This window comes from Pygmaiobacter massiliensis (assembly GCF_900199435.1).
In the GTDB taxonomy this organism is placed as follows: domain Bacteria; phylum Bacillota; class Clostridia; order Oscillospirales; family Ruminococcaceae; genus Pygmaiobacter; species Pygmaiobacter massiliensis.
This window is the reverse complement of record NZ_OAML01000003.1, coordinates 440,747-453,998: the sequence shown is the minus strand read 5'-3', so window position 1 is coordinate 453,998 and position 13,252 is coordinate 440,747. Positions and strand designations below refer to the sequence as shown.

At 49.7% G+C, this 13,252-nt stretch carries 10 protein-coding genes; 7 read left to right on the top strand and 3 right to left on the bottom strand.

Features of this window, described 5'->3' with window-relative positions; all coding sequences use genetic code 11:
- Positions 1-15: 15 nt before the first annotated feature.
- Entirely contained in the window at positions 16-768 is a 753-nt protein-coding gene (locus C1A11_RS06775; RefSeq protein WP_102049733.1) for a DeoR/GlpR family DNA-binding transcription regulator, read from the bottom strand.
- Positions 768-1,523 (bottom strand): DeoR/GlpR family DNA-binding transcription regulator, encoded by a 756-nt coding sequence (locus C1A11_RS06770; RefSeq protein WP_145995734.1) that lies wholly within the window; start codon positions 1,521-1,523, stop codon positions 768-770. Before C1A11_RS06770 ends, C1A11_RS06775 begins: the two co-directional genes overlap by 1 nt.
- A gap of 112 nt (positions 1,524-1,635) precedes the next feature.
- Here C1A11_RS06770 and C1A11_RS06765 point away from each other — a divergent pair, with 112 nt between their 5' ends.
- The 7 genes from C1A11_RS06765 (at position 1,636) to C1A11_RS06735 (ending at position 12,430) form a co-directional block, all read left to right on the top strand.
- Positions 1,636-2,655 (top strand): PHP domain-containing protein, encoded by a 1,020-nt coding sequence (locus C1A11_RS06765; protein ID WP_102049731.1) that lies wholly within the window; start codon positions 1,636-1,638, stop codon positions 2,653-2,655.
- Positions 2,656-2,676: 21 nt separating this feature from the next.
- Entirely contained in the window at positions 2,677-3,813 is a 1,137-nt protein-coding gene (locus C1A11_RS06760) for a hypothetical protein (protein ID WP_102049730.1), read from the top strand.
- A 416-nt stretch (positions 3,814-4,229) separates the two neighbouring features.
- Entirely contained in the window at positions 4,230-6,047 is a 1,818-nt protein-coding gene (gene kdpA, locus C1A11_RS06755; protein WP_102051022.1) for a potassium-transporting ATPase subunit KdpA, read from the top strand.
- 13 nt (positions 6,048-6,060) lie between these two features.
- Positions 6,061-8,130, top strand: coding sequence for a potassium-transporting ATPase subunit KdpB (gene kdpB / locus C1A11_RS06750; RefSeq protein WP_102049729.1), 2,070 nt, complete (start codon positions 6,061-6,063; stop codon positions 8,128-8,130).
- 107 nt (positions 8,131-8,237) lie between these two features.
- Positions 8,238-8,849, top strand: coding sequence for a K(+)-transporting ATPase subunit C (kdpC, locus tag C1A11_RS06745; protein ID WP_102049728.1), 612 nt, complete (start codon positions 8,238-8,240; stop codon positions 8,847-8,849).
- A gap of 196 nt (positions 8,850-9,045) precedes the next feature.
- Complete coding sequence (locus tag C1A11_RS06740; RefSeq protein WP_102049727.1) at positions 9,046-11,739, top strand: sensor histidine kinase; 2,694 nt, start codon at positions 9,046-9,048, stop codon at positions 11,737-11,739.
- The gene (locus tag C1A11_RS06735; protein WP_102049726.1) at positions 11,732-12,430 is read left to right on the top strand and encodes a response regulator; all 699 of its coding nucleotides are present in this window, start codon (positions 11,732-11,734) and stop codon (positions 12,428-12,430) included. The genes C1A11_RS06740 and C1A11_RS06735 overlap by 8 nt, the downstream gene beginning before the upstream one ends.
- A gap of 111 nt (positions 12,431-12,541) precedes the next feature.
- Here the strand turns inward: C1A11_RS06735 and mscL are convergent, their stop codons facing one another.
- Complete coding sequence (gene mscL / locus C1A11_RS06730) at positions 12,542-12,970, bottom strand: large-conductance mechanosensitive channel protein MscL (protein ID WP_102049725.1); 429 nt, start codon at positions 12,968-12,970, stop codon at positions 12,542-12,544.
- Positions 12,971-13,252: the final 282 nt, after the last annotated feature.

Here is a 13,252-nt window from a genome sequence, read left to right as displayed (position 1 = left end):
TTTTACTTTTTAAACCTAATTTGCTATGGGCGTACTAGTGTCGATTACGATTCCGGTAAAATCCTGAAAATACTCTGGTACATTAGTTACCACAATATCGATTTCTTTGAGTGCCAAAACGCTGCATCCGGCATATTTGTCGACCTGAGTATTGTCGCACAACAACACCATTTTTTGCGCGCAATGTTTTGCCGCGTCAATTACCTGCATTGTGTTAAAATCATAATAAGTAAGCATTTTCTGCGGTGTTAATGCATCGCAGGATAAAAAGACCAAATCATACTGAAATTTGGATGCAAATTCTGCTGCCAGCCGCCCGGTAAAGGAATCTTGTGCGGCAAGATAGGTACCGCTGGTACAAAAAATTTGCACCCCTTTGCCACAAAGCGAATTGGCAATTTGGGCACTATCGGTTACCACGCGCAAGTTGGGTCGATTCTCCAGTGGCGGTACCATAGAAAGCGGCAGCGACGCAGATAAAAAAATAGTGCTTTTTTGCGGAATTAAATTTTCCGCACGGGCACCCAGCGCATTTTCAACCGGCAGTATACCTGATATTTCACCCATCAAATCGTTCTTTTTCATCTCGGTAACTGCCACAGCCCCGCCCGAAGTGCGTGCAATCAGCCCACGTTTTGCAAGTTCCGCCAAATCTCGGCGCACGGTAGATGGGCTAATGTAAAGCTCATTCGCCAAATCTTCAATGGTAACTACACGTTTTTGTTCAATCAGAGAAAGTGTGCCGATCAGACGTTCTTCTTTATACATTATTTAAGCCCTCCCGTTTTAACCCTCAGCACGGTTGCTGTGGTATTGTCCGGGCGTTCCGGGTCGTCTGTAACAATGTACCGAAAGTCATTGATATGTGCCAGATTATAAACACGGTGCTGACCTATTTTGGAGGAATCGCAAAGCAGCACCCCGCATTGTGCCCGTTCTAATGCGGCCTTGCGCATAGAGGCTGCTTCTACGGTTGTTTCTGCTGCGTACCCTTGTGGCGTAATGACGACAGGAGAAAAAAACGCATAGTCAAAATTGTACTCCTGTACCGCCTGTTCTGCCAGCGGCCCCATAAAGGCATGAGACCGTTCTGACATTTGCCCGCCGATTAAATAAACAGGAATTGAGCTGCCGCGCAAGCGAGCCACCACCATAAGGCTATTGGTGACCACCACCACATTCGGGACGCGATAAAGGTAGTTGGCCATATTTAAAACGGTAGAGGAAGAGTCAAGAAAAATCACACTGTTACTTTTAATTAGTTTTACGGCATCTTTTGCGATAGCTACCTTTGCCTGGGCATTTACCCCGGTGCGAAAGCTGACAGAGGTATCCGTACGCATTTCTGATGCCGGAATGACGCCGTTTTTGCTGCGTACAACCAATTCACGGCGTACCAGCTCGTCCAAATCTCTGCGCAAGGTAGAGGTGCTAATGGCAAGTTTCGCCGCTAACTGTGAAACCGTAAGGTACTTGCTTTCTTGCAATGCCCCCAGTATCTGGCGCAAGCGCTTTTCTTTCAACCCAGTTCCTTCTCTCCGCAATTTTATAAATGTGAAATTTTGGTTCAATGGTAGCAGAAAGCAGTTTTATTTGTCAAGCAAAAAAACGTTCCTTTAATAGAAAGGATTATGTATGAACTATATTATAAAAGATGCACCTCAGTATAAGGCAAACCTGCACTCGCACAGCACAATTTCTGACGGCAAATTAGCACCCGAAGCTTTGGCTGCCGCCTACCGTGAGCACGGCTATTCGGTGCTCGTTATTACAGACCACGAAGCCCCTTGGGACCATAGCGCACTTGCGACCCCTGATTTTTTATTGCTCACCGGGTACGAGGCTTATATTCGCCCTTCTGCGGAGGGCGTTTTTGACCCTTACGGGCCAGAAATTCATTTAAACCTGCTTGCCAAAGAGCCGCACAACACAACTTTCATCTGTTATGATTCTGCTTTTTGCAAATATTTAAGCTCTGCGCAAGCAGCCGCCTACCCCCAAGCAGGCCAACAAGGCTCCCGTAAGTATACGCGCGAATACATTCAATACTTTATTGATACTGCGCGAGCAAACGGTTATTTAGTTACTTATAACCACCCTTGCTGGTCGATGGAAGATATCGCGGACATCTTAGCATACGAAGGTTGTTTCAGCCTCGAAATTTTCAATACCAGTTCGCAGCGTATCAGTGGCCACGAAGCCAATGGGGCGCTATATGATATGTTGCTGCGAAGAAACAAGTTTTGGTACTGCCATGGCAGTGATGACAATCATAACAAGCACCCTTTTAAAGATTTATTGTCAGACTCCTTTGGGGCCTGGACAATGATTCTTGCAAAAGAGCTTACTTATCCTGCGATAATCGAGGCACTCGAATCCGGAAGTTTTTATGCCTCGACCGGTCCGGCTATTACTGCACTTGAGATTTGTGGCCAAAAAGCACATCTGGAGTGCTCGCCCGCCGCACGGGTAGTCATGCATCAAAGCTTAAAGCGCACCAAGTCCTGTTATGATGTGGGAGGCGGACTGATTACCAGTGCAGACTTTGAAATTCCTACCGATGCCGCCTATGTTTATTTTTCCGTGTTCTCTACAAACGGTCAAGAAGCACATACCCGAGCCTATCGACAAGAAGAATTTTCGGTTTTAGAGTAAACCACAGGAAAGGACGATACCATGTTATCTCATAATTTAAAAAAGGCAATTAGCCTGTGCGCGGCAGTTGCCAGTGTTTTGTTTTTGTCGGCCTGTACCAGTGCTACCTCAAGCACGCCCCCAAGCAGCCTTTCCACCGTCTCATCTGCTGTTTCGGACGCTAATTCTTGGCGTATGACACAGCAATCCACAGTACGAAAAAAGTCTTACGAGAAAGTTTCTGCTTATCAGGATTTTCTTGCTTTGGCCTCTCCTTGCGGGATAATTCCCGGATTGAAAGAAGGTCTGGTGCCGCAAGGGATGGATTTTTCCGAGTCTGATGGTCGGTTATACATTTCGGGTTATTATATCGCCGATCTTCCCTCGGCCCTTGTGGTGCTAGACAGTGCCGATAACACTTTTATTGCGGAGTATAATCTCTATAATCCTGACGGAACTCCTTTTGTCAGCCATGTAGGCGGCGTTGCCGTTACTGATACGACGCTTTATGTTTCCGCAGCACTGGATAATGACGGCAGTTACAGCATTGCGGCTATTCCTTTAAGCGAGCTTGCAAAAGAAGGCAGCCACGATTTGGTGGTACAGCAAAAAATAACGGTTCCTGTTTCGCCCTCGTTTTTAAATTATTCGCAAGGCATTTTGTGGCTGGGTAATTTTTATCATCCATCTCAAGAGTACGGGCTGCCGACGCTGCTCAATCAAACGACCACGAGTGCCGATGGTGATTATGGGTGCTATATTCTCGGCTACCGGCTAGACGCCAGCCAAGCATTACCCAAAGCAAGCGATGCCGCTTATCCAATTCCCGATTTTATCCTCGCAGCACCAGACCGCATTCAAGGTATGACCATGGCAGATGACCAAACCGTTTGGCTCAGCCAGTCTTACGGCCGCAAATCTGATGCCACTTTGCTGGCGTATGACGTTGCGCTGACCGAAGCACCCGATACTACTTTAGAGCTAGGGGGCAACAGCATACCTGCTTTCGTCTTGGATTCTTCTTGTAAAAAAGCCGAACTTACAGCGATGCCCATGACCGAAGCTCTCGCCAGTGGGCCCGACGGCCATATCTGGGTTTTGTTTGAATCCGGTGCCACCAAATACAGTGACGGAAAAAACCGTACGGACTGCGTCTGGAGCCTGAATCCACAGCAATAATCATGCAATCGTATCAACCGCATCTTTCGCAATCTTCTCCAACAAAAAGCAAAGGTACCCGTAATAAAACGGGGCCTTTGCTTTTTGTTTGCCCTTTTTTATAGTCAGGGAGGTCTTCCACCTCTCTTTATACCGTCTTAATGGCCCAGCTTGCACATTAACACCAACTTTAGAAGCCTCGTGCTATGCTTACAACAGCTCAAAAACGAGGAGGGTTACCATGCAAGTTTTGATCGTACTAATTGGCATTGCAGCAATTGCTCTGCTTGCTTATTATCTGAATGTGCTCATGCGCGGGGATAAAAACTAGCAAGACACGCGCACTTTTTACGCTCGGCCACACAGATGCCGCGCGGTATGCTTTGTTATTGTAGCTTTGTTTTGTCGTTTTGGCAGATTTAGGAGGATTCACAATGATGCTGCAAACTATATTTCCCTATCTATGTTACCTTGCGGTATTGCTTGTACTTGCGGTACCGCTGGGGCGTTATATCAAAAAGGTGATGTTTGGAGAAAAAACATTCCTTTCCCCTTTGCTTGGCCCCTGCGAAAATTTCATTTATAAGCTCAGCGGTGTTTGCAAAGAGGAACAGATGGACTTTAAAAAGTATACGGCTTCGGTGCTGCTGTTTTCGGGCATCGGGTTCGTTTTTTTATTTCTGCTGCAGCTTTTGCAGGGCTTTTTACCCGGCAATCCGCAAGGGATTGGTAGCCCCAGCTGGCACCTTGCCTTTAACACTACCGCAAGTTTTGTAACCAATACCAACTGGCAGGCGTATTCCGGTGAGTCTACGCTTAGCTACCTTACCCAGGCGCTGGGCTTAACGGTGCAAAACTTTGTTTCTGCCGCCACCGGTATCGCGGTGCTGTTTGCGCTGATTCGCGGCTTCAACCAAGTCAAAGAAAAACATCTCGGCAATTTCTGGGTAGATTTGACCCGCATTGTGGTACATATTCTTTTGCCGCTAAACCTTGTACTTGCGGTTGCGCTGGCGGGTGGCGGCGTGGTGCAAAACTTTAAAGGTGCCGAATCTGTCACCCTGCTCGAGCCCGTAGCCATCAGCGCAGAAGGTGAACTGCTTTCGGGCGCCGTGATAGACTCCAAAACCAACACTGTAACAATAAACGGTACGCAAGTGCCGGGTGCCACGGTAGTGACGCGCGAATTTGTACCCATGGGGCCTGCTGCAAGCCAGGTTGCCATTAAGCAAACCGGCACCAACGGCGGCGGCTTTTTCGGTGTGAACTCGGCACACCCGCTCGAAAACCCGAACGCTTTTACGAACCTTCTTGAAATGACCTCTATTCTACTGATTCCTGTCGCACTTTGCTTTACATTTGGCGAAGCGGTAAAAAACAAAAAACAGGGATTTGCTATTTTTATGGCGATGTTTCTCTGCCTTGTGGTGGCGATTGGATGTATTGCGGTCAGCGAGCAGTCTGGCACCGTGCAGCTGGCCCAAAACGGTACAGTCAACCTTTCTGCCGTGGGGCAGGCGGGCGGCAATATGGAGGGCAAAGAGTGCCGCTTCGGCATTGCAGGCTCCTCCACCTGGGCAGCATATACCACTGCGGCTTCCAACGGCTCTGTCAACGCCATGCACGACAGCTTTACCCCGCTGGGTGGTATGGTTACCATGCTGCTGATGCAATTGGGCGAGGTTATCTTTGGCGGCGTAGGCTGCGGCCTTTATGGAATGCTTGCATTTGCAATTCTCACCGTTTTTATTGCTGGGCTAATGGTAGGTCGAACGCCTGAATTCCTCGGCAAAAAAATTGAGCCGTATGAGATGAAATGGTCCGTGCTTGTCTGTCTTGCAACCCCGGTTGCAATCCTAGCTGGCAGCGGCATTGCAGCGATTGTGCCAGAAGTAGCCCAAAGCCTGAACAACGGTGGCGCACACGGCTTTTCAGAGATGTTATATGCCTATTCTTCCGCTGGCGGCAACAACGGTTCCGCCTTTGCAGGTTTTAATGCAAACACTGTGTTTTTAAATCTTTCTATCGGCATTGTCATGTTGTTTGCAAGGTTTTTGCCGATCATCGGTACACTTGCCATTGCTGGCAGCCTAGCACAAAAAAAGAAGATTGCCGTTACTGCCGGCACCCTTTCTACTACCAACGGCATGTTTGTTTTTCTGCTGATTTTTATCGTCTTACTGGTCGGCGCGCTGAGCTTTTTCCCCGCGCTTGCACTGGGACCTCTTGCTGAATTTTTCGGCAGTATCGCATAAGGAGGCACGCAAAATGTCAACCAAATCTAAAAGCACCTTCGCCGACCGAGCCATGCTCGGCCGTGCCGTGCGAGATTCTTTTCTCAAGCTGGCGCCCAAAACGCAAGCACAAAATCCCGTGATGCTTCTTGTTTACCTTTCTGCAATTCTTACTACTGTTTTGTGGGTCGCCTCGCTGTTCGGCATCATGGATGCCCCTTCCGGCTACACCCTTTCTATCGCAGTAATTCTTTGGTTTACCTGCCTTTTCGCCAACTTTGCTGAGGCCATTGCAGAGGGCCGCGGCAAAGCGCAGGCAGACGCGTTGCGCGCTGCAAAAAAAGATGTGGATGCACATAAAATACCCGCTGTGGACCGCAAAGGCGAGGCTACCATAATTTCTTCTGCGCAGCTAAAAAAAGGTGACCTTGTTTTTGTAAAAGCAGGGGAACAGATTCCCGCAGACGGTGAGGTCATCGAGGGCGCGGCTTCGGTGGATGAAAGCGCCATCACTGGCGAATCCGCTCCGGTCATCCGCGAGGCGGGAGGCGACCGCAGTGCTGTAACCGGCGGCACAACTGTGCTTTCTGACTGGATTGTGGTACAAGTAACAAGCGAAGCGGGCGAAAGCTTTCTGGATAAAATGATTGCGATGGTCGAAGGTGCCGCCCGCAAAAAGACCCCCAACGAGATTGCGCTGCAAATTTTTCTGGTTGCACTATCCATTATCTTTATCCTTGTTACGCTCTCGCTTTATACTTATTCTGCTTTTTCGGCAAAGCTGGCAGGTATCGAAAATCCTACTTCTGTCACTACGCTGGTAGCGCTGCTGGTTTGCCTTGCCCCCACCACGATAGGTGCGCTGCTTTCCGCTATCGGCATTGCGGGTATGTCCCGCTTAAATCAGGCAAATGTACTTGCCATGAGCGGGCGCGCCATCGAAGCGGCGGGTGACGTAGATATTTTGATGCTGGATAAAACCGGTACCATTACGCTGGGCAACCGGCAGGCGCACGACTTATTGCCGGTTGACGGCACCCTGCCGCAGGAGCTGGCTGATGCCGCACAGCTTTCTTCGCTTGCAGATGAAACCCCAGAGGGCCGCAGTGTGGTTGTGCTGGCAAAAGAAAAATTCGGCCTGCGCGGCAGAACGCTGCAAGATAAAAACATGACCTTTCTTCCCTTTACCGCTGCCACTCGAATGAGTGGTGTGGATTATGACGGGCACGAAATACGCAAAGGTGCAGCAGATTCCGTCCGCGCTTATGTAGAAGCTACGGGTGGATGTTATTCCGAAGAATGTGCCCGCATCGTCAAAGAGATTGCACGTCAGGGCGGCACCCCGCTGGTGGTGGCAAAGGACCGTCGCATCCTCGGTGTAATTCATCTAAAAGACATTATTAAGCAGGGTGTGCAGGAAAAATTTGCAGACCTGCGCAAGATGGGCATCAAAACTATTATGATCACCGGCGACAATCCGCTGACTGCGGCTGCAATTGCCGCAGAAGCTGGCGTCGATGATTTTCTGGCCGAGGCAACGCCGGAGGGTAAGCTTAATATGATTCGCGACTTTCAGGCAAAGGGGCATCTTGTGGCAATGACGGGAGATGGCACCAACGATGCGCCCGCACTGGCACAGGCCGACGTTGCAGTAGCGATGAACACCGGCACCCAGGCTGCAAAAGAAGCGGGCAACATGGTAGACCTCGATTCCTCCCCCACCAAGCTGATTGACATTGTACGCATTGGCAAGCAGCTACTGATGACCCGCGGCTCGCTGACCACCTTTTCGATTGCCAATGACGTCGCCAAATATTTTGCGATTATCCCCGCCCTGTTTATGAGGCTTTACCCCGGCCTTGGCGCACTGAATATCATGGGGCTCACCTCGCCGCAAAGCGCAGTGCTCTCTGCCATTATCTACAACGCACTGATTATTATTGCGCTGATTCCGCTCGCGCTGAAAGGCGTGCGCTACCGCGAGGTACCGGCCGGTAAGCTACTGTCGCGCAACCTGCTGGTTTACGGGCTGGGTGGTTTTGCAGCACCTTTTGTTTTCGTAAAACTAATCGATGTTCTGCTGACTGTCTGTGGCCTAGCCTAAGCACACAGTCCCTTTTTACAGGCTGATTTTATCCCCAAGGCCATCGACTTTGGCAGTTCTTTGTTTTGTTCACCCGCTCGTTTTAAGCTTACAGGAGGTTTTCTTGGATGAAAACAATGAAAAACATTTTTCCGCGTGCAGCGCTTTTATTTTTAGCGTTTACCGTTTTATGCGGTATTTTGTACACCGGAGCCGTTACAGGCCTTGCCCAGCTGCTTTTTCCACATCAGGCAAACGGCAGCATTATTGAGGTGAACGGTGTCAAATATGGCAGTGCCCTGCTGGGGCAGCAATACACAGACGACGCGCACATGTGGGGGCGCATCATGCAGCTGGACGTGATGACCTACCGGGACGAAAACGGCGAAGCTTTGCTTTACGCTGCGCCCTCAAATATTAGCCCCGCCAGCGAAGAGTACCAGGCGCTTGTAGCTGAGCGCACCGCAAAGCTGCGCGCCTCTAACCCCCAGATGGCTGATACGCCTATCCCGGTCGACCTTGTAACCAGCTCTGGCAGCGGGCTCGACCCCCACATCTCCCCCGCTGCTGCCACCTATCAAATCCCCCGCATCGCTGCCGCCACTGGTCGAACTGAAGCAGAAGTTGCAGAAATTGTATCGGCATGCAGTACCGGTAAATTCCTCGGTATTTTTGGAGAAGAAACCGTAAATGTGCTGCGCGTAAATTTGATGCTGGACGGCATTTTGCAGCCCGCTTAGTTTTCTGTTTTATATGCTAAAAGATAAAATAATCCAGCTTTTGTTTTGCGCCTTGCACGTGGTACAAAAGCTGGATTTGTCTTTTTTGCGGTGCTATAATCTTTATGTTATCTTAATGTCAGCTTGCAGTTATTTACACCGCTTTAAACGTCTTTGCGGTACAATAGAAAATAAAATGTAAGGGAGATGCCTCGCTATGGAACCCCCAAGAGCGAACCCGGACGAATTGCTGCGGGCGATACAAAGCCAGGACCGTGCCGCAGCGCAGGGCCATTTAAAGATATTTTTCGGCTATGCAGCCGGGGTGGGCAAAACCTATGCCATGCTGGAAGCGGCGCACGTCGCCAAAAAACGCGGTGTGGACGTAGTGGTCGGCTATGTCGAGCCTCACCCGCGCCCACAAACGGCGGCGCTGCTGCCCGGGCTGGAAGAGCTGCCCCCGCGAACGGTGCGGCACAGCAGTATTCAGCTTGCAGAGTTTGATGTAGATGCTGCGCTTGCCCGCAAGCCGCAGCTGGTTCTGGTAGACGAACTGGCCCACACCAACGCAGAGGGCTGCCGCAATAAAAAGCGCTATCAAGACGTAAACGAGCTGCTGCGCGCGGGCATTGACGTTTACACCACGGTTAACGTACAGCATATCGAAAGCCTAAACGACGTAGTGGCCTCTATTACTGGTGTAACTGTACGGGAACGCATTCCCGATAAGGTGTTTGACGATGCTTCTCAGGTTGAACTGGTGGATATTGAGCCGCAAGAACTGATTGACCGGCTTAATGAAGGCAAAATATACAAAGAAACTCAGGCCCAATGCGCGTTGAGTAATTTTTTCAGTGTAGAAAATTTAATTGCGCTGCGCGAGATTGCACTACGCCGCTGCGCAGACCGAATCAATCGGCTTTCCGACAAGGCACGCATTCAAAGCAATAACGAGTATTTTACCGATGAGCACATTCTCGTTTGTCTTTCCTCCTCACCGAGCAATGCAAAAATTATCCGCACCGCTTCAAGAATGGCACAGGCGTTTCGCGGCAGCTTTACTGCGCTGTTTGTAGAAACACCGGATTTTGCCGCCATGACCGAGGAGGATAAAGACTGTCTGCGTAAAAACATCCATCTTGCCGAGCAGCTGGGTGCTTCTATCGAAACCACCTACGGCGAGGATGTGGCATTTCAGATTGCTGAGTTTGCCCGCCTTTCCGGCGTATCTAAAATTGTGCTGGGGCGTTATAATGCCAAGCGAAAAACCATTTTCAGCAAACCAACGCTCACCGAGCTGCTGACCACCTACGCACCAAACTTGGACATTTATATCATTCCCGACAAAAATGCCCGCCGATACAGTTCAAAAAAGGCAGCTACGTCCTGTAAAACGTTTCTGCTTGCCGACCTGCTCAAAAGCGTAGGTATCTTAGTCGGCGCTACCCTCATCGGCTTTTTGTTTTATAATTTAGGCTTTAGCGAAGCCAACGTCATTACTGTTTATATTTTAGGCGTGCTGCTCTGCTCCATCGTTACCACACGGCGCACATACAGCATGGTGTCTTCCGCCGTGAGTGTACTTATTTTTAATTTTTTCTTCACCGCTCCGCGCTTTACTTTTAACGCATCAGATTCCGGATATCCGGCCACTTTTCTTATCATGTTTCTGGCCGCACTGCTCACCAGTAATCTTGCGCTGCGTATCAAAGAGCAGGCACGTCAATCGGCACAGGCAGCTTATCGCATGAAGGTGCTGTTTGACACCAATCAGGCCTTGCAAAAAGCCGATGGCAAGGAGGAAATCATCTCGATTGCCGCCACCCAGCTCAATCGCTTATTGAATCGGGACATCATTTTTTTCCCAGTAGAAAAAGGCAAACTTGCCCCGCCCCGCAGCTTTCCACTGGAAGGTAATCAGCTGGAGGAAGCCTACTTTTCGCCCAACGAGCAGGCTGTCGCGGCGTGGGTACTAAAAAACAACAAACGCGCAGGCGCTACCACTGACACCCTTTCGAGTGCGCAGTGCCTTTACATGGCGGTGCGAATCGGCTATAAGGTTTACGGTGTAGCGGGCATTGTCATGCACGACCATCCCTTAGAGGCCCCAGAAAGCAGCATGCTGCAACCTATTTTGGGCGAATGTGCGATGGCGCTGGAAAACGCACAGATTGCGCACGAAAAAGAACAGGCGGCGATCCTTGCCAAAAACGAGCAACTGCGAGCCAACTTGCTGCGGGCCATCTCGCACGACCTGCGCACGCCTCTTACGTCTATCTCGGGCAATGCGGGGGTGCTGCTTGCCAGCGATGTTACGCTGCCTGTGGAAAAACGGCACCAGCTATATGAGAGCATCTATGACGATTCTCTCTGGCTCATCAATCTGGTGGAAAACCTGCTCTCTGTCACCCGGATTGAAGACGGCAGTATGAGCCTGCGGCTTAAGCCGGAGCTGATGGACGATATTATCGCTGAAGCATTGCGGCATCTGAATCGTCAAAAATCCGAGCATCCTCTTTTGGTCACACAGGGCGACGAACTGGCACTTGCGAAAGTGGATGCCAGGCTCATCGTGCAGGTGGTCATTAATATCGTCGACAATGCCATCAAATACACGCCACCGGGCGCTGCAATACAAATTGCTACCACCGTGACAAAAACACAGGTGGTTGTAGAAATTTCTGATAATGGACCCGGCATTGCCGAAGACGAAAAACCCCGTATCTTCGATATGTTCTATACCGTTGGGGTCAAGGTGGCCGATAGCCGCCGCAGCCTTGGGCTGGGGCTCGCGCTTTGCAAATCGATTATCAATGCGCACGGCGGTGAAATTTTCGTGCTCGACCACCAGCCACACGGCACAACCTTTCGCTTCACACTGCCCAAAGAAGAGGTGACTCTACATGAATAAACTGCTTATTTTAGTGGTGGAAGATGACACTGCGGTACGTAACCTCATCACCACTACACTGGAAACCCAAAGCTACCGGTTTCTTTCTGCCTCCACTGGCGAAGCCGCCATTTTAGAGGCAGTCTCGCACAACCCGGACATCGTTCTGCTGGACCTTGGTCTGCCCGATATGGATGGTATCGAGATTATTCGAAAAATACGGAGCTGGTCGGCTATGCCCATCATCGTGCTTAGTGCACGCAGTGAGGATACCGATAAAATTGATGCGCTTGATGCCGGGGCAGATGATTACTTAACCAAGCCATTTTCGGTGGAAGAACTGCTTGCCCGGCTGCGCGTAACCCAGCGCCGTTTGATTGCTGCGGAGGGACTGATCACCTCTCAGCAGACGGTATTCCAAAACGGAGCACTGACCATCGACTATGCCGCTGGTTGCGCTTATCTGGACGGCGAAGAGATGCACCTCACGCCAATTGAATATAAGCTACTGCGTCTGCTTGCCAAAAATGTAGGCAAGGTGCTTACCCATACCTATATCACCAAAGAAATATGGGGCAGCAGCTGGGACAATGACATTGCCTCTTTGCGCGTGTTTATGGCAACCCTGCGCAAAAAACTGGAAAGCGCGCCCAACTCGCCGCAGTATATCCAAACGCACATCGGCGTGGGCTACCGCATGCTGCGCGTCTAAAAACGAAATCAGCTGCTTTACAACATAAACAAAAACTACCTCGCCTTTTTAACAAGGGCAGGTAGCTTTTGTTTATAGCCATATCCGCTTTTGTCCACTGGCAATATCCGCTTATTCTTGCGGATTCTCCTGCTGGCTGAGCAAGTCGCGAATTTCGCGCAGCAACAGCACTTCTTCAGAAGGCGCTGCCGGCTTGGGCGCTTCTTTCGGCTTTTGGTGGCGAAAGCGATTCATCGCTTTTACAACAATAAATACAACCAGCGCGATGAGCAAAAAGTTAACAACACTTTGGATGAAGTTGCCGTAGTAGATGGCAGCTTCATCCGTGGTGCCAGTAGCCGGCGTGATAACATACTTGAGGTCAGAAAAGCTGATTCCGCCAATCAATAAGCCAATCACCGGCATAACCACATCATTCACCAAAGAGGTAACAATCGCAGTAAATGCACCACCAATGATGACGCCTACGGCCAGGTCTAATACATTGCCACGAGAGATAAACTCTTTAAATTCTGCAATAAAGCCTTTTGATTTTTTCATTTTTCTTCATTCCTTCCTTTACAATTGCCTGTTCATTCGCGGGCACAAACAACGTTGTTTTTTTACCCGCGTTCTCAATCTGGCAATCAGAGCATGCTTTTTTACGCTCTGTTTTCAAATTCATTTTATACTTACGCATACTGTACCACAGCCGACAAAAAGTGGCAAGAAATATATTGCTATTTTTGCAGTAATAAAAAGCATGCAAAGGGTAAAATGTCGAAGAAAAATTTCAGACACAATGACGCCGATTCGGTAGTATCAAGAATGATGCGCAAATTA